At 74.9% G+C, this 16910-nt stretch carries 13 protein-coding genes; 7 read left to right on the top strand and 6 right to left on the bottom strand.

The features are described from left to right. The first annotated feature begins 3 nt into the window (after window positions 1-3). The 3 genes from EV386_RS13310 (at window position 4) to EV386_RS13300 (ending at window position 3550) form a co-directional block, all read left to right on the top strand. Window positions 4-1440 carry an aminotransferase class V-fold PLP-dependent enzyme gene (locus EV386_RS13310; RefSeq protein WP_130415724.1) on the top strand — a complete coding sequence of 479 codons (1437 nt, stop codon included), beginning with the start codon at window positions 4-6 and terminating at the stop codon, window positions 1438-1440. A 245-nt stretch (window positions 1441-1685) separates the two neighbouring features. Then, window positions 1686-2399 carry a response regulator gene (locus EV386_RS13305; protein WP_130415722.1) on the top strand — a complete coding sequence of 238 codons (714 nt, stop codon included), beginning with the start codon at window positions 1686-1688 and terminating at the stop codon, window positions 2397-2399. Next, the gene (locus EV386_RS13300) at window positions 2396-3550 is read left to right on the top strand and encodes a sensor histidine kinase (protein ID WP_130415720.1); all 1155 of its coding nucleotides are present in this window, start codon (window positions 2396-2398) and stop codon (window positions 3548-3550) included. Before EV386_RS13305 ends, EV386_RS13300 begins: the two co-directional genes overlap by 4 nt. Window positions 3551-3553: 3 nt before the next feature. Here the strand turns inward: EV386_RS13300 and EV386_RS13295 are convergent, their stop codons facing one another. The 4 genes from EV386_RS13295 to EV386_RS13280 all read right to left on the bottom strand — a co-directional run bounded on the left by EV386_RS13295 (window position 3554) and on the right by EV386_RS13280 (window position 8956). Beyond that, window positions 3554-5104 carry an amidase gene (locus EV386_RS13295; protein ID WP_130415718.1) on the bottom strand — a complete coding sequence of 517 codons (1551 nt, stop codon included), beginning with the start codon at window positions 5102-5104 and terminating at the stop codon, window positions 3554-3556. 82 nt (window positions 5105-5186) lie between these two features. Beyond that, window positions 5187-6215: a MaoC/PaaZ C-terminal domain-containing protein gene (locus EV386_RS13290; protein ID WP_130415716.1), complete on the bottom strand. Its 1029-nt coding sequence runs from the start codon at window positions 6213-6215 to the stop codon at window positions 5187-5189. Beyond that, on the bottom strand, window positions 6212-7585 hold the full coding sequence (locus EV386_RS13285) for a 3-oxoacyl-ACP reductase (protein WP_130415714.1): 1374 nt from the start codon (window positions 7583-7585) through the stop codon (window positions 6212-6214). The genes EV386_RS13290 and EV386_RS13285 overlap by 4 nt, the downstream gene beginning before the upstream one ends. A 33-nt stretch (window positions 7586-7618) precedes the next feature. Continuing rightward, a complete protein-coding gene (locus EV386_RS13280; protein WP_130415712.1) occupies window positions 7619-8956 on the bottom strand; it encodes an acetyl-CoA C-acetyltransferase in 1338 nt (445 codons plus the stop codon). 158 nt (window positions 8957-9114) lie between these two features. Between EV386_RS13280 and EV386_RS13275 the strand changes: the two genes are divergently transcribed. Both EV386_RS13275 and EV386_RS13270 read left to right on the top strand, forming a co-directional pair. Beyond that, window positions 9115-9837, top strand: a complete 723-nt coding sequence (locus EV386_RS13275) for a TetR/AcrR family transcriptional regulator (RefSeq protein WP_130415710.1) — start codon at window positions 9115-9117, stop codon at window positions 9835-9837. Next, window positions 9834-11945 (top strand): acyl-CoA dehydrogenase family protein, encoded by a 2112-nt coding sequence (locus tag EV386_RS13270; RefSeq protein WP_130415708.1) that lies wholly within the window; start codon window positions 9834-9836, stop codon window positions 11943-11945. The genes EV386_RS13275 and EV386_RS13270 overlap by 4 nt, the downstream gene beginning before the upstream one ends. A 42-nt stretch (window positions 11946-11987) precedes the next feature. Here EV386_RS13270 and EV386_RS13265 read toward each other — a convergent pair whose 3' ends face one another. Together EV386_RS13265 and EV386_RS13260 are read right to left on the bottom strand one after the other, a co-directional pair. Next, complete coding sequence (locus tag EV386_RS13265) at window positions 11988-12383, bottom strand: hypothetical protein (protein ID WP_130415706.1); 396 nt, start codon at window positions 12381-12383, stop codon at window positions 11988-11990. 67 nt (window positions 12384-12450) lie between these two features. Continuing rightward, entirely contained in the window at window positions 12451-12837 is a 387-nt protein-coding gene (locus EV386_RS13260; RefSeq protein WP_130415704.1) for a hypothetical protein, read from the bottom strand. 252 nt (window positions 12838-13089) lie between these two features. Here EV386_RS13260 and purL point away from each other — a divergent pair, with 252 nt between their 5' ends. Together purL and EV386_RS13250 are read left to right on the top strand one after the other, a co-directional pair. After that, on the top strand, window positions 13090-15396 hold the full coding sequence (gene purL / locus EV386_RS13255) for a phosphoribosylformylglycinamidine synthase subunit PurL (RefSeq protein WP_130415702.1): 2307 nt from the start codon (window positions 13090-13092) through the stop codon (window positions 15394-15396). 199 nt (window positions 15397-15595) lie between these two features. Further along, window positions 15596-16849, top strand: coding sequence for an ATP-binding protein (locus EV386_RS13250; RefSeq protein WP_242607961.1), 1254 nt, complete (start codon window positions 15596-15598; stop codon window positions 16847-16849). Window positions 16850-16910: the final 61 nt, after the last annotated feature.

Raw genomic sequence — 16910 nt, 5'->3', positions numbered from 1 at the left:
CCCATGACCACCGTGACCGACCACCGACCGGCGGCCGGCGCCGTTCCGCCGGCCCGGGTCGACGACCTCGCCCCGGTGCTGCCCGTCGTCGGCGCCGACACGCTCGTCCCCCTGGTCGACGGGCGCGAGGCGCCCTACGCCAACCTCGACGTCGCGGCCTCGGCGCCCGCGCTCGAGGCCGTCGCCGCGCACGTGGCGCGTGTGCTGCCGCTGTACGCCTCGGTGCACCGCGGCGCCGGATACCTGTCGCAGGTGTCCACGGCGCTGTACGAGCAGTCCCGCGCCACCATCGGCGCCTTCGTCGGGGCGCGCGCCGACGACGTCGTCGTCGTGACCCGCAACACCACCGACGCGCTCAACCTGCTCGCGGGCGCCGTGCCCGCCGACCCGCTCACCGGGCGGCCCGGCCGCGTGCTGGTGCTCGACATCGAGCACCACGCCAACCTGCTGCCGTGGCAGCGCAGCGCCGACGCGACAGTGCTCGCCGGCCGCGGTTCGATCGCGGCGACGCTCGACGCGTTGCGCGCCGAGCTCACCGACGCCGCCGCCGCGCAGGCGCCGTACGCGCTGGTCGCGCTCACGGGCGCCTCCAACGTCACGGGCGAGGCGCTGCCCGTCGCCGACGTCGTCGCGGCCGCGCACGCCGCGGGGGCCCGCGTCGCGCTCGACGGCGCCCAACTCGTGCCGCACCGCGCGTTCTCGCTTGCGCACAGCGGCGTCGACTACGTCGCGCTCTCAGGGCACAAGGCGTACGCGCCCTACGGCGCGGGCGCGCTCGTGGGCCGCCGCGACTGGCTCGACGCGGCGCCGGCCTACCTCGCGGGCGGCGGCGCCGTGCGGCGCGTGCGTGTCTACGAGACCACCTGGCTCGATGGCCCGGCCCGCCACGAGGCAGGGTCGCCCAACGTGATCGGCGCGGTGGCGCTCGCGGCCGCCGCGCGGGCGTTGCGCGGCGTCGACCCCGAGGCCCTGCGCACGCACGAGTCGGCCCTGCGCGCGCGGCTCGTCGCGGGGCTTGAGGCGATCGACCGCGTGCGGGTGGTGCGCGTCTGGGACGACGCCGTCGACCCGGTCGGGGTCGTGACCTTCACGGTCGCGGGCTACGACCCGGGACTGGTGGCCGCGTACCTGTCGGCCGAGCACGGGATCGGCGTGCGCGACGGACGGTTCTGCGCGCACCCGCTGCTGGGCCGCCTGGGCTTCGACGCGGGCGCCGTGCGCGCCTCGGTGGGGGTGGGCACGCCGGGCTCCGACGTCGAGCGCCTGATCGCCGCGGTGCGCGCGCTCGTGGCCGACGGACCCCAGGCGCAGTACGACGTCGTCGACGGCCTGTGGGCCGTGGTGGACGACCCGCGCCCGGTCCCGGCGGGCCTGGGCCTGGACGGCCTGCTGGCGACCGCGGCGCCGACCACCGACGCGTTCGGCTGCGCGACGTACTGACACCCCGCACGGCCGCCCCGCGACGCCACACCCGGCGGTCTGGGCGCCACCGTGTCGCGAGCGCAGCGTCATGGACACGTCCAGGCAGAACGCGCCTGGCGCGGTGGCTGTGTCGGCCAGTCGTCGGCGACCGTGCGGCGCTGGTGTTGGACTCCCTATGTGCAGAGAGGCACGTCTCGGCGGGAGGGCGTCGGCGTCCGCGGCACGCGACCGACACGACTTCTGGACCCGCAAGGAATCCGCAGATGCGCTCCGACCTCAGCCCCGACGACACGGGCCCCGCGGCCACCCGCGCGCCGACGGGCGGCAGCGACGTGCGCGTGTGCCTCGTCGAGGACGAAGACCTCATGCGGGCGCTCCTGGAGCGCGAGATCGAGCGGGCCCCCGGGGTGCGGGTCGTCGAGTCGTGGGCCTCGGCGCTCGAGGCGCGGCGGGGCTATCACCCCGGGGCGGCCGACATCCTCGTCTCGGACATCAACCTTCCGGACGGCAACGGCATCGCGCTGTCGTCGGTGCTCCAACGCCGCGACCCCGAGTTGCGTGTCCTGCTGCTGTCCTCGTTCGCCATGCTGGCGCTGGCCCGTCAGGCGCACCATCCCACGGCCCAACCGTGGAGCTATCTGTCGAAGCGGTCGTCGTTGACCGCGGACGGGCTCGCACGCGCGATCCGCGCCACGGCGCAGGGCCGCGTCGTGATCGACCCGGCGGTCGCCCACGCCTCGCAGCCGCGTGACGGCACGGTGCTGTCGACGCTGTCCGAGAGCCAGCTCGACGTGCTGCGCCTGGTCGTGGAGGGTCTGTCCAACCAGGCGGTGGCCGAACGGCTCGGACTCACGCGCAAGGGCGTCGAGTACCACCTGGGGTCGATCTACCGGATCCTCGGGGTCAACGACCATCGCGCCAACCCGCGCGTCGCGGCCGTCCTGGCGTTCTTGCGCGACTCGGGGACGAGCGTGTGAGGGCGGCGGTGCGCGTGCGGCGTGGCGCGTGGCCGCCGCCGGCCGGCGTCCCGTGGGTCGCGTGGTCCCTGGTCGGACTGGCCGTGCTGGCCGGGGGGCGCCTGCTGCTCTATCCAGCGGCGGAGCTCCTCGGCGTGCCGGCGAACGCGTTCGAGCCGGGCCTGGGCGCCGTTCAGGCGACCGCCGCGCACGGCGCCCCGGCGCTGCTGGCCGCGGGCGCCGTGGTGGGCCTGCGGCTGGTCGACCGTCCACCGCGTGAGCGCGTCTCCCCGGTGCTGCTGGTCGCGGTGGGGGCGGCCGTCGGGCGGGTCGCGATCCTGGCGGCCCTGTACCAGGCGCCGCTGGTCCTGGACGCGTGGCTCGTGGTCGAGGTCGCCTGGTTCGCTGCGCTGGTGGCGTGTGCGGCCGCCGCCGGGCTCGCCGTCGCCGACCTGGCGCGCCGCGTGCGCGACCTGGCGCGGACCACCGGGCAGCTCGAACGGCGTTTCGCGGCCGTCCTGACGGCGCTGGAGGAGGAGGAGGTGCGGGTGCGGCGCGAGGTCTCGCGCGAGTTGCACGGCTCGCTCCAGCACCGGCTGGTGGTGCTGGAGGCCGAGTTGCGGGCCATCGCGGAGGAGCTCGACCGCTGCGGTCAGTCCGAGCGCGCCGAGCGGATCGCGCGCGTCCTGCACGACCTGGACGAGGTGCGCGAGACCGACGTGCGCCGCTTGAGCCACGCCCTGTTTCCGGCGGGCGCCGACATCGGGATCGACATGGCGGTGTTGCTGCTCCTGGAGCGCATCCCGGTCTCGGTCCTGCCCACGCTCGAGGTCGACGACGAGGCGGTGGTGCTGCTGTCGGGGCCGAGCACCACACTGAGCACCGCCGACCGCCTGCTCATCGTGGGCGCGATCGAGGAGGCGTTGACCAATGCGCTGCGGCACGGGGGCGCGCGGCGCATCGACGTGCGGCTGCGGCTGGGAGCCACGCGCTCGGGCGCGCGCGCCCTGGTCGTCGAGGTGGTCGACGACGGCGTGGGGCTGGGCGCGAGCCCGCCCGAGCTGCACGGCCTCGCCCGCATCCACGAACGCCTCGCGCTGCGCGGCGGCTGGCTCGAGCTGGGTCCGGACGAGGGCGGCGGCGCCCGGATGACGGCGATGCTGCCGAGCTGAGCGCTACCAGACCGGCGGGCGGCGCTCGGGCCAGCGCAGCTGCGACTCGAGCTGGGCTGCGAGCGCGAGCAGTGTGTGCTCGCCGCCGGGGCGCCCGACGAGCTGGACCCCCATCGGCAGGCCGGCGGGCGCCGTGGCGGTCGGCTCGGTCCACACCGTGGGCACGGTGATCGCGGGCAGCCCCGCCACGTTGACCATCGACGTGTAGGGCGTGAGCTGGCACTGCTGCTCGAAGTTGCGCTCGGGGTCCTGGGCGTCGAGCCAGCCCAGCTCGGGCGGCGCCATGCCGAGGGCCGGCAGCACCACGGCGTCGTACGGCGCCAGCCGCGTGACGGTCGCGCGCTCGAACGCGCTCAGCGCGCGCAGCGCCTCGACCAATTCGCGGGCGGTGACCTTGCGCCCGACTCCCACGAGCCACTGTGTCAGGGGCTCGAGCAGTGCCAGGCGCGCCGGGTCCTCGATCGGCACGGCCGCCGCGCCCGCCATCCACAGTGTGCGGAACGCTGGGGCGTAGGCGGCGTCGGGCTCCCAGGCGACGGACTCGATGTCGTGGCCGAGGCCCGCGAGCGCGGCGACGCCGGCCTCGTGCGCGGCGACGGCCTCGGGCGCCGGGGTGATGTCGTAGAAGCCGTCCCACGCGCTGAACGCGCTGACGGCGAGGCGGAACCTGCCCTGTCCGGCGCATCCGGCCGCCTCCGCGGCGCCGAACCGCGGCACCTGCCCGTCGAGCGCCGCCGCGAGGTAGGACCAGCGCGGGCCGACGGGCTGGCGCAGCGCGTAGGGGTGGGCCGCGGCGCCGTCGGGCGTGCGCGTGATGAGGCCTTCGAGCAGCAGCGCGGCGTCGGCGGTGGTGCGTGCGATCGGCCCGTTGACCACGAGACCGCCCGGTGAGTCGAGGCCGCCGCCCGCGGCCAGCAGGCCGCGGCTCGGCTTGAGCCCGACGACGCCGCACGCCGCGGCCGGGATGCGGATCGACCCGCCGCCGTCGGACCCGGGTGCGAACGGCAGCAGCCCGGCCGCGACGGCGGCGGCCGCGCCGCCGCTCGACCCGCCCGCGGTGCGCGTCGGGTCCCACGGGTTGCGCGTGGGCCGGCCGGCCAGGGGCTCGGTCGTGGCGGGCAGCCCGAACTCGGGCGTCGCCGTCTTGCCCAGGCTCACCGCGCCGACCGCGTCGAGCTGCGCGACGACGTCGCCGCTGACCTGCGGCACGTACTGGTGCGCGCCGGCGAACGCGCGTGAGCCGAAGCCGGTGGGCACGCCCGCCCGATCCCACAGGTCCTTGTCGGCGCACGGCAGGCCCCACAGCACCTCGTCGTCGACGACGTCGCTGGAGTCGCCCGGCTCACCGACGGCGTCGCCCCGCTCGCGCTCGCGGCGCAGGTCGGCGGCGCGGGCGCGAGCCAGGTCGGGCGTGAGCGTCGCGAACGCGCCGAGCGTGGCGTCGCGCTCGGCGACGCGGCCCAGGTAGTGCTCGACGAGCTCGGCGGGGGACACCGACTCGGCGAGCAGCAACTCCCGCAGCTCGACGGCGGTGCGCTCGTGCAGGGCGGTCATCACGACTCCGGTGGCAGTGCGGCGGGGGCAGGTCCAGTCTGCCGTCTGCGGCGTCCTGGGCCGAACCCCCGCGCGCCCTGCGTCACAGTGGCGTGACCTGACCGGCGAAGTGCCGGGTGCGTCGCGTCGAGCTCCACCCCACGTAGTCGTGCCCCGCATCCGCCGGGGTGATCGACACGTCGACCGTGCCCGGCAGCAGCACCGGAGCCGCGAACTCGACCGTCCAGCGGTAGGTGTCCCCGCGAGAGGGGCCGACCTCGGCCAGCGCCCGGGCGGCCGTGTACATGCCGTGCGCGATCGCCTGACGGAAACCGAACGCCTTGGCCGACAGCGCCGACAGGTGGATGGGGTTGCGGTCGCCGGAGATGGCCGCGTACGCCCGGCCGGTCCCGCCGGGCAGCGCCCAGCGGCCCGTGGGCAACGGGGGCGCCCACGCGCCCCGCGGCACCTCGGCCTCGCCGTCGGCCTCGACGGCGCTCGGGGCGGGCTCTCCCGCCGAGCCCGGGTCGAAGCCCTTGGCCAGATAGGTCGAGACCCCCTGCCACGCGAGCGCGCTCGCGCCGCCCGGGTCCTCGACCCACACCTGTGCGACGAGGTCGACCTGCACCCCGCGGCGGTGCGGCCGCAGCCCCTGCGCCCACGCCCGGACCTCCAGCACGTCGCCCAGCACGACGCGGCGCAGCAGCGACGCGTCGTTGGCCAGGTGCACCATGCCCAGCAGCGGCAGCGGGAAGTCGCCGCGCACCATGACCGCGGTCGCGAGCGGGAAGGCCAGCACGTGCAGGTACCCGCTCGGCAGCGCGTCCGAGCCGGGCTCGTGCAGCAGCCGCTGGTAGTCGCGCAGGTGCGTGCGCAGGGCGTCGGTCTCGACGTGCGCCACGCGGTAGGCCGTGCGCGGCAGCGTCAGCGGCCCGCTCTCGGCCGGGGCCGCAGGCCGCCCGGGCAGGGTGGGCAGCGCCCGCCCCGCCGCGATGCGGCCCGACGCCGCGGCGCCGCGCGCGTACAGGCCCACGAGGCCCGGCAGCGCGGGGAGCGTCTCGACGTCGAGCCCCGGGGGCTCGGCGCCCGGCGCCGGCGCGACCGGCTCGTCACCGGCCTGCGTCGCGCTCACCGGCCCACCAGGTTCTGCCCGCACACCCGCAGGGTCTGCCCGCTCACGCCCGCCGCGAGCGGCGAGGCGAGGAACGCGATGGCCTCGGCGACGTCGACCGGCTCGCCGCCCTGCAGCAGCGAGGACAGCCGCCGGGCGACCTGCCGGGTCGCGAACGGGATGTGCCGGGTCATCTCGGTCTCGATGAACCCCGGCGCCACGGCGTTGGCCGTGCCGCCGTGCGCGGCCAGCAGCCCGGCGGTCGCCGCGGTGTGCCCGATGACGCCGGCCTTGGTGAACGCGTAGTTGGTCTGCCCGCGGTTGCCCGCGATGCCGCTGGTCGAGGCGAGCGACACGATGCGCGGCCCCGCGATCCGCCCGTCGCGCGCGGCCTCCACCAGCGCCTCGTTGATCCGCAGCTGCGACTCGACGTTGACCGCGACCACCGAGTCCCAGCGGGCGGCGTCCATGTTGGCCAGCAGCTTGTCGCGCGTGATCCCGGCGTTGTGCACGACGACGTCGAGCCGCCCGTGCCGCGCGAGCGCGTGTTCGAGGATGCGCTGCCCGGCGTCGGGCGCGGTGACGTCGAGCTGCAGCGCGGTGCCGCGCACTGCGTTGGCGGTGCGGGCCAGGCCCTCACCCGCCGCGGGCACGTCGACGCACACCACGGTGGCGCCGTCGCGCGCGAGCGTGCGGGCGATGGCCGAGCCGATGCCGCGCGCGGCGCCCGTGACGACGGCGACCTGGTCGGCCAGCGGGCGCTCCCAGGTGCGCTCGGACGCGACGTCGGCGACGTCCGCCGGACCCACCGCGAGCAGCTGCCCGTCCACGTAGGCGCTCTTGGCCGACAGGAGGAACCGCAGCGTCGCCGCGACCGAGGGGTGCGCGGCGTCGACGCCTCCGGTCAGCACCACGCCGTTGCCCGTCGCCCCGGCGCGCAGCTCCTTGGCGAGCGAGCGGACGAACCCGTCCACGCCCTGGCGGACCGCGGCGAGCGCGGGCGCGTCGCCCGGCTCGGCGCCGCGCGAGAGGGTCACCACCCGCCCGCTGGGGGCCAGGCGCTTGAGCGCCCCCGGCAGCGAGAGCACCGCGGGCGAGGCGTCCGCGGGTCGGGCCGTCTCGGTCAGCACGAGCACGATCGCGCCCCAGCGCTCGCCGTCGGCGAGCTCCTCGGGGGTGCGCGCCACGCGCAGGCTCCAGCCGGTCAGAGCCTTGCCGACGGCGTCGGCGTCGGCGGCGCTCGCGGCGTCGGAGACGAGCAGCACGGGTCCCACCGTGAGCGGGGCGCCCGGCTTGTGCCGGCGAAGCAGGGCCGGGCGCGGCAGACCGAGCCGCATGGCGATGGTCTTGGTCAGGCCGGTGTTGACGGCCCGGGTGTATGCGTCAGTCATCGATGGCTCCCCTGATTCCCGTCGAGGCCGACGTCACGCCGACTCGAGGATGGCCGTCGCGCCGAGCCCGCCCGCCGCGCAGATCGAGATGAGCGCCCGCGCCGGGGCGCCGGTCTCGGCCGCGCGCTGGGCGACGACCTTGGCCGCGGTGGCCAGGATGCGCCCGCCGGTCGCGGCGAACGGGTGGCCCGCGGCCAGCGAGGAGCCGTTGACGTTGATGCGCGCGCGGTCGACCTTGCCGAGCGGACCCGTCAGCCCGAGCTCGGTGCGGCAGTACTCGTCGTCCTCCCACGCGGCGAGCGTGGTCAGCACGGTCGAGGCGAAGGCCTCGTGGATCTCGAAGAAGTCGATGTCGTCGAGCGTGAGCCCGTTGCGGGCCAGCAGGCGCGGCGCGGCGTGCGCGGGGGCCATGAGCAGGCCCTCCTGGCCGTGCACGAAGTCGACCGCGGCGGTCTCGGCGTCGACGAACCGGGCCAGGACCGGCAGGTCGTGCTCGGTCGCCCACTCGCGCGAGGCGAACAGGACCGCCGAGGCGCCGTCGGTCAACGGCGTCGAGTTGCCGGCCGTCATGGTGGCCTCGCCCGCCCCGGCCAGCGCCTTGCCGAACACCGGCGCCAGCGCGGCGAGCTTCTCGAGCGAGGTGTCGGCGCGCAGGTTGTCGTCGCGCGTCAGGCCGCGGAACGGGGTGACCAGGTCGTCGAAGAAGCCCGCGTCCCACGCGGCCGCCAGGTTGCGGTGCGAGGCCAGCGCGACCTCGTCCTGCGCCTCGCGCGTCACGCCCCAGCGGGCGGTGGTCACGGCCTGGTGCTCGCCCATCGACAGGCCGGTGCGCGGCTCGTCGGTCGACGGCGTCAGCGGCTTGAGGTCGGCCGGGCGCAGCTTGGCGAGCGCCTTGAGGCGCCCCTGGAGGGTCTTGGCGTGCGAGGCCTCGAGCAGCGCGCGGCGCAGCCCTTCGCCGACGGCGATGGGCGCGTCGGACACCGTGTCCGTGCCGCCCGCGATGGCCGAGTCGATCTGCCCGAGCCGGATCTTGTTGGTCACGGCGATCGCGGCCTCCAGGCCCGTCGCGCACGCCTGCTGGACGTCGTAGGCCGGGGTCTGCGGCGAGAGCGAGGAGCCCAGCACGCACTCGCGCACCAGGTTGAAGTCGCGTGAGTGCTTGAGCACGGCGCCGCCCGCGACCTCGCCCAGCCGCTCGCCCTGCAGGCCGAACCGGGCCACGAGGCCCTCGATGGCCGCGGTGAGCATCTCCTGGTTGGAGGCGTCGGCGTAGCGGCGCCCGGCTCGCGAGAACGGGATGCGGTTGCCACCCACGACGACGGCGTCGCGCACGCCGGGCGGGGTGGAGGTGGTGGTGGGTCGTGTGGCCACTGCCCTCGTCCTTCTGTCTGGGGCGTGCGGCGCGGACGCCGCCACCCACGATGATCCTCGTCGATCGTCTCGCCGCCCCTCGTGACCGGGCGACTGTGACGTAGGACTCACAGTACCTGATACTGTTCGTCGCGTGAGCCGGATCACAGGAGGCCGCGATGACGCGTGACCACGACGGGCGTTCGACCCGGTGGGAGGACCACCGCGCGGCCCGGCGCGCCGAACTCGTCGCCGCCGCGCGCAAGGCCGTGCACCGCGCGGGGCCGGGCGTCTCGATGGAGGAGATCGCCGCCGCGGCGGGGACCTCGAAGTCGATCGTCTACCGGTACTTCGAGGACAAGGCGGGGCTGCGGCTGGCGGTCTCGTCGGCCGTCGTGGCCGACATGCACGACGCGCTCGCCCGCGCCGCGCAGGAGGCCCCCACGCCCATCGGCGGACTGCGGGCCATGGTGCGCGTCTACCTCGAGATGATCGAGCACTCGCCGCACGTGTACTGGTTCGTCACGCGCACCTCGATCTCCGGCGTCGAGCCCGCCGACGACCGACCGCCCGGCGCCGTCGGGACGCTCGACGCGCCCCTGTCGGCCTACCTGGACTCGGTCATCGAGATCGTCGCGGGGCCGTTCGCCGAGCTCGCCGGCGTGTCCGACGACGTCGCCGCGGCCTGGGCCGCCGGAGCCGTCGGCTTCGTCCGAGGCGCCGGGGAGTGGTGGCTGGCCCACCGCGAACAGGGCGCGACGGCGATGACGCGCGAGGCGCTCACCGAGCACGTCGCGCTCTGGCTCTGGCAGGGCCCCGTCGGGGTGCTGCACCGCGAACCCGCCGGCGTCGCCGTCGGCGCCCACCCCCACCACCACGACACTGAGGGGAACCGAGAATGACCACCACGACCGAGCCGAGCGCTGTGGACGAGCTCGTCGAGCCCACGACCGACCTGGCCGAGCAGGAGCCCGCGAGCCACCCCCGCGGGCCGCACGTCGACGTCGCCGCGCTGCACGACGCGCTGCTGGGACGCTGGCCGCAGTGGCGCGCCGCCGCGCGAGCCCGCGCCGCCCAGCCCGAGTTCTGGAAGGACGAGTCGCTCACGACGGCCGAGCACCGCGAGCGCGTGCTGGGTCAGTGCCGCCTCATGGCCGCCGACCCGCAGCACCAGTCGTGGCTCGCGTTCCCCGAGCGGCTGGGCGGACGCGACGCGCACGGCGCCAACCTGGCCGGGTTCGAGGAGTTCGTCAGCGGCGACCCGTCGCTGCAGATCAAGGCGGGCGTCCAGTGGGGGCTTTTCGCCGCCGCGATCCTGCACCTGGGCACGCCCGAGCAGCAGGACCGCCTGCTGCCCGGCGCCATGGACCTGTCGGTGCCCGGCTCGTTCGCCATGACCGAGACCGGCCACGGCTCCGACGTCGCCGCCATCGGCACCACCGCGACCTACGACCCGGACACCGAGGAGTTCGTGATCCACACGCCGTTCCGCGCGGCGTGGAAGGACTACCTCGGCAACGCGGCGCTGCACGCGACGGCCGCGACCGTGTTCGCGCGGCTCATCACCGGCGGCGTCGACTACGGCGTGCACTGCTTCTACGTGCCGATCCGTGACGCGGAGGGCCACTTCCTGCCGGGCGTCGGCGGTGACGACGACGGCCTCAAGGGCGGCCTGCGCGGCGTCGACAACGGGCGCCTCTGGTTCGACCATGTGCGCGTCCCGCGCGCCGACCTGCTGGCCCGCTACGGCCAGGTCGCCGCCGACGGCACGTACACCTCACCGATCGACAGCCCCGGACGCCGCTTCTTCACGATGCTCGGCGCGCTGGTGCAGGGCCGCGTCTCGCTCGACGGCGCCGCGGGCGTCGCTTCGCGCATCGGCCTGGCCATCGCCACGCGTTACGCGGCCGAGCGCCGGCAGTTCGCCAGCGCGAGCCCGGACGAGGAGGTCGTGCTGCTCGACTACGCCACGCACCGGCGTCGGCTGATCCCGCGCATCGCGGAGACTTACGCGCTGCACTACGCGCACGAGCGACTGCTCGACCTGTTCGACGACGTGTTCAGCGGGCGCGGCGACACCCCCGAGCAGCGTCAGGACCTGGAGACCATGGCGGCGGCGCTCAAGGCGACGTCGACCGAGTTCGCGCTCACGACGCTGCAGGAGTGCCGCGAGGCGTGCGGGGGAGCGGGCTTCCTCACCGAGAACCGGATCACGAGCCTGCGCGCCGACCTCGACGTGTACGCGACCTTCGAGGGCGACAACACGGTGCTGCTGCAGCTCGTGGGCAAGCGGCTGGTGGGCGACTACGCCGCGTCGCTCGGCGCGCAGGTCGCCACGGCCCCGGGCAAGGCCCGGTTCGTGCTCGGCCAGGTCGCCGACGCCGCGCTGCACAAGGCGCCGCTGCGCCGCGCCGCGCAGGCCGTGGCCGACGTCGTCGCCCCGCCCACCCGGGGCGCGCACTTTGACGCCGACGCCCAGCGCGCGCTGCTCACCGAGCGCGTGGAGGCCAAGGTCGCGGCCGTGACCCTCGGGCTGCGGCCCGCGCGCAAGGCCGACCCGGCCACGGGGCAGGCGATCTTCGACCGCCACCAGGTCGCGCTCATCGACGCGGCCCGCTCGCACGCCGAGCTGGTGCGCTGGGACGCGTTCACCGCGGCCGTCGAGGCGACCAAGGACGTCGGCACGCGCGCCGTGCTCGGCGTGCTGCGAGACGTGTACGCGCTGAGCGTCATCGAGCGCGACCTCGGGTGGTTCCTGGCCCACGGGCGCCTGTCGGGCGCGCGCGCCCGCGCCGTGGAGTCCGAGCTGCACACGCTGCTGCGGCGGCTGCGCCCGCACGTGCTCGACCTGGTCGACGCGTGGGGACTGGGCGACGACCACCTGCGCGCCGCCATCGCGACCGGCGCCGAGCGCGAGCGCCAGGACGAGGCGCGCGCCTACCACGAGGCGCAGCGCGCCTCGGGTGCGGCGCCCACGCCCGAGAAGGCGTTCAAGGCCCGCGCGCGCTGACGGCTCGGGCCCGCGCTGACGGCTCGGGCCCGCGCTGACGGCTCAGGCCGCGGCGGGGGCCGGGTAGGCCGGCTCGGGCGCCGCCTGCCCCGGTGCCACCTGCCCCGGTGTCGGCTGCGCCGGTGTCTGACGCGGCGCCGGCGCAGCGGACCCGCCGGCCGCGGCGCCCGCCCTGGCGTCGGGCCTCACCTCGGCGTCGGGTCTCACTTCGGCGTCGTCGTCCACCGGCGCGGACGCCGGGGCCCCGGCGAGCGTGACCGTGACCGTCGTCGGCGCCGCGGCGCCGACGGGCGTCAGCCAGGCCAGGACGACGGCGGCGACGAGCCCCACGGCGAGCGCGGCCGCCGCGGCGCCCCACTGCCCGTAGCCGAGGGCGACGCCCAGGAGCGTCCCGTCCACGAGTGCGATCCCGACCCCTGTCAGCAACACAGACCTCATGCGCATGACTCCTTCCCCCTTCCCCCATAGGACGACGGTCGGGCCACGCGCGCATCCGCAGCGGGTGTCATGGGTGGTGGGGCGCTTGGGCGTCGGGTCCCGCGCCGTCGGCGCCGTCGGAGTCGGGCCGCTCGTAGAGCGCCGAGAGCACCGAGAAGGCCTCGCGGCGCAGCCGCACCCGCGCGAACGGGCGTAGCAGGCACCCGGGCGCCCACGCGGCCACGCCCGCCGCGGCCAGTGCGACCAGCAGGCCGTGGCCGCAGGACGTCATGCCGATCCAGGTCACGAGCGCGAGCCCGAACGCCGTCAGCAGCAGGTGCGGCACCCAGGCCGCGGGCATCGGCGCGGGCAGGCGCACGCGCCACGGCACGCCGGGCAACCGCGTGTGGGTCACGAGCCAGCCCGGCGAGCCCTCATCGCTGAGCCCCCAGCACACCCCGTCCGGTATCGCCATCACGCACACACCTCCCGGTGGCCGAGCGCCCCAACGCCCGCCACAGCCACAGGATCGGCTCTCGCGCGGGCCGGCGCGGGGCTTGGCGCTGGGAGACCGGTGGCGACTGTGGGGCCGTGCGCGCGCACCGCGCGGATAGACTGTGCGCGCGCGTCTCGCGCACCACACCCGCCATGGCCGACGCCGGAACCGCCGCACACACGCGCCGCGGAGCTCACCCGGCCCTGGCAACGTGCGACCTCGAGGAGCTTGATGACCGCCGCCTCCACCGCCCGCCCGACTCTCGACACCGTGGAGAACGCCGCGGCCACGCCCGACGAGGCGCAGCCGTTCGCGGAGCTCGGCCTCAAGCCCGACGAGTACCAGCGCATCCGCGACATCCTGGGCCGGCGCCCCACGGCCGCCGAGCTCGCGATGTACTCGGTCATGTGGAGCGAGCACTGCTCCTACAAGTCCTCCAAGGTCCACCTGCGCCGGTTCGGTGAGCGCGTCACCGACGCCATGCGTGAGCACCTGCTCGTCGGCATCGGCGAGAACGCCGGTGTGGTCGACATCGGCGACGGCTGGGCGGTGACCTTTAAGGTCGAGTCGCACAACCATCCCTCGTTCGTCGAGCCGTACCAGGGAGCCGCGACCGGTGTGGGCGGCATCGTGCGCGACATCATCTCGATGGGCGCCCGGCCCGTCGCGGTCATGGACCAGCTGCGCTTCGGCGACGTCGAGCACCCCGACACGGCCCGTGTGGTGCACGGCGTGGTCTCCGGCGTCGGCGGCTACGGCAACAGCCTGGGCCTGCCCAACATCGGCGGCGAACTCGTGTTCGACGCCTCCTACCAGGGCAACCCGCTGGTCAACGCGCTGTGCGTGGGTGTGCTGCGCCACGACGACATCCACCTGGCCAACGCGAGCGGCGTCGGCAACAAGGTCATCCTGTTCGGCGCCCGCACGGGCGGCGACGGCATCGGCGGCGCCTCGATCCTCGCGTCCGAGACGTTCGAGGACGGCGTGCCCGCCAAGCGCCCGTCGGTGCAGGTGGGCGACCCCTTCATGGAGAAGGTGCTCATCGAGTGCTGCCTGGAGCTCTTCGCGGCCAAGGTCGTCGAGGGCATCCAGGACCTGGGCGCCGCGGGCATCTCGTGCGCCACCTCCGAGCTCGCGTCCAACGGTGAGGGTGGCATGCACGTCTTCCTCGACGACGTGCTGCTGCGCGACCCCACGCTCAACGCCGGCGAGATCCTCATGTCGGAGTCGCAGGAGCGCATGATGGCGGTCGTCCGGCCCGAGAAGCTGGAGGAGTTCCTCGCGATCACCTCCAAGTGGGACGTCGAGACCTCCGTGGTCGGCGAGGTCAACGACTCCGGCCGCCTGACCATCGACCACCACGGCCAGCGCATCGTCGACGTCGACCCCAAGACCGTCGCGCACGAGGGCCCGGTCTACGACCGCCCGTACGCGCGCCCGGCCTGGCAGGACGCGCTGGTCGCCGACACGAGCGCCGCCCTGGCCCGTCCGACGTCGCCCGCCGAGCTGCGCGCGACGGCGCTGCGCCTGCTGGCCTCGCCCAACCTGGCCTCCAAGGCGTGGGTCACCGACCAGTACGACCGGTTCGTGCAGGGCAACACCGCGCTCGCCCAGCCCGACGACGGCGGGGTGGTCCGCGTCGACGAGACGACGAACCTGGGTGTCGCGCTCGCGACCGACGCCAACGGGCGCTACGCCAAGCTCGACCCGCGCACCGGCGCCCAGCTCGCGCTCGCCGAGGCGTACCGCAACGTGGCCGTGGCGGGGGCCACGCCCCTGGCGGTGACCGACTGCCTCAACTTCGGCTCGCCCGAGAACCCGGACTCGATGTGGCAGCTCGTCGAGGCGATCGAGGGCCTGGCCGACGCGTGCCAGGCGCTCGAGGTGCCCGTGACGGGCGGCAACGTCTCGCTCTACAACGAGACGGGCGCCCCCGGCCTGGTCGACTCGGCCATCCACCCCACGCCCGTCGTGGGCGTGCTGGGGGTGCTCGACGACGTGCGCACCGCGGTGCCGTCGGGCTGGCGCGCGCCGGGCCTGCGCGTGCTGCTGCTGGGCGCGACGGCCGACGAGCTCGACGGGTCGGCCTGGGCCGACGTCGAGCACGGCCACCTGGGCGGTGTGCCGCCGCGTGTCGACCTGGCCGCCGAGCGCGCGCTGGCCTCGGTGCTCATCGGCGCCCGCCGCGCGGGACTGGCGGCCGCGGCGCACGACCTGTCCGAGGGCGGCCTGATGCAGGCGCTGGCGGAGTCGTCGCTGCGCTACGGCGTGGGCGTGACCGCCTCGGTCGCGGGCGTCGTCGAGCGTGACGGCGTCAGTCCGTTCGCCGCGCTGTTCAGCGAGACAACGGCGCGCGCGCTGGTCGCGCTCGACCCGGCCCGCGAGGCCGAGCTCGTCGCCGCCGCCGAGGCCGCGGGCGTCCCTGTCCTGGCGATCGGCACGACCGGCGGCGAGTCGGTCACCGTCGACGAGGTCTCCATCCCGCTCGCCGAGGCCCGCGAGGCCCACGAGACCACCCTTCCGCGCCTGTTCGCCTGAGCCCGCCTGAGCCCGCCCGGGCCTCCCAGGCGTCGCGCCGGGCTAGCCCCAACGCCGGGCTGGCGTTGGGGCTAGACCTTGCCGAGGCGTGACAAGACGCCTAGCCAAGCGACGACCAAACGCCTAGTAGGATGCTGACGATCTGCCTAGCTCAAGGCCGTCAAGATGCTAAGTTCGCCAGGTGACCTACCAAAGACGTGTGGTTGACGACTTCCTGGACGAGGCACGAGCTGGACTCGTGGCCATCGCCCTCGAAGGCGCGAAGGGGGTCGGGAAAACCGCCACCGCCAGTCGGCGGGCAAAGACGGTCCTCACGATCTCTGATCCCCGGACGCGCGAGGCCGTCCGGGGGAACTACGACCTCGTGGCCCAGGCCACGCCGCCGGTCCTCATCGATGAGTGGCAGCTGGAGCCGCAGGTCTGGGACAGGGTGCGCACGGCCGTCGATGACGCCCCGCGCGAGTACGGCAGGTTCTTGCTGGCGGGCTCCGCCGATGTCGCCCCGGGCACGCGCATCCACAGCGGGGCAGGTCGGATCGTCCGGCTATTGATGCGCCCGATGTCACTGGCCGAGCGCAACTTCGAGATCCCGACAGTGTCCTTGAAGCAGTTGCATGCCGGGGGCGCGGCGATAGAAGGCTCCACCAAGCGCGCCGTCCACGACTACGTCGGCGAGATCCTCCGGTCGGGGTTCCCCGGGATCCGCGATGCCCCAGATCGGTTCCGCGACCGTCAGCTCGACGGATACCTGGACCGCATCGTTGACAGGGACCTCCAGGAGAACGGGGTCACTGTGCGCCGGCCCTCGGCATTGATGTCCTGGCTCAAGGCCTATGGCGCCGCGTCCGCATCGACGACCGAGTACACGAAGATCCTCAATGCCGCGACCGCCGGGGACCCTGACAAGCCCGCGCGCGCCACGGTCGACGGCTACCGGGAGCATCTCAAGCGACTGTTCATCCTCGACCCGGTCGAGGCATGGACTCCGGCACTCGCGCCGCTCAAGCGACTGACCGTCTCTCCCAAGCACCACCTCGTCGACCCGGCGTTGGCGGCGCGCATGGTCGGCATCGGCGCCCAGGGACTGCTGCTCGGCGAAGGTGCCGTGCCGTCTCCGAGCGCGGGCACCTGGCTCGGTGCACTGTTCGAGTCGCTCGCCGTTCAATCTGTGCGCACCTACGCCGAGGCGATGGACGCACGAGTCGGCCACCTGCGTACCAAGAACGGAGACCGTGAAGTCGACATCATCGTGGAGACGAACGACCGACGGGTCGTCGCCCTGGAAGTCAAGCTGTCCGACACGATCAACGACTCGGACGTCAAGCACCTGCTCTGGCTCAAGGAGCAGATGGGCGAACTCGTGCAGGACGCCGTCGTCATCAACACGGGACCCTACGCATACCGCCGCCGAGACGGCATCGCCGTCGTCCCGCTCGCCCTCCTCGGCCCGTAATACCTTGGGGCTGACCGCTGCACAAAGCCTGGGCGCCTCAGTGGGTGTCTACGGCATCCCC

Origin of the sequence: Xylanimonas ulmi, from assembly GCF_004216535.1 — a bacterium.
GTDB classification, from domain to species: Bacteria; Actinomycetota; Actinomycetes; order Actinomycetales; family Cellulomonadaceae; genus Xylanimonas; species Xylanimonas ulmi.
Note: the sequence above shows the minus strand (reverse complement) of the source record. Positions and strands in the feature narration are given on the sequence as shown.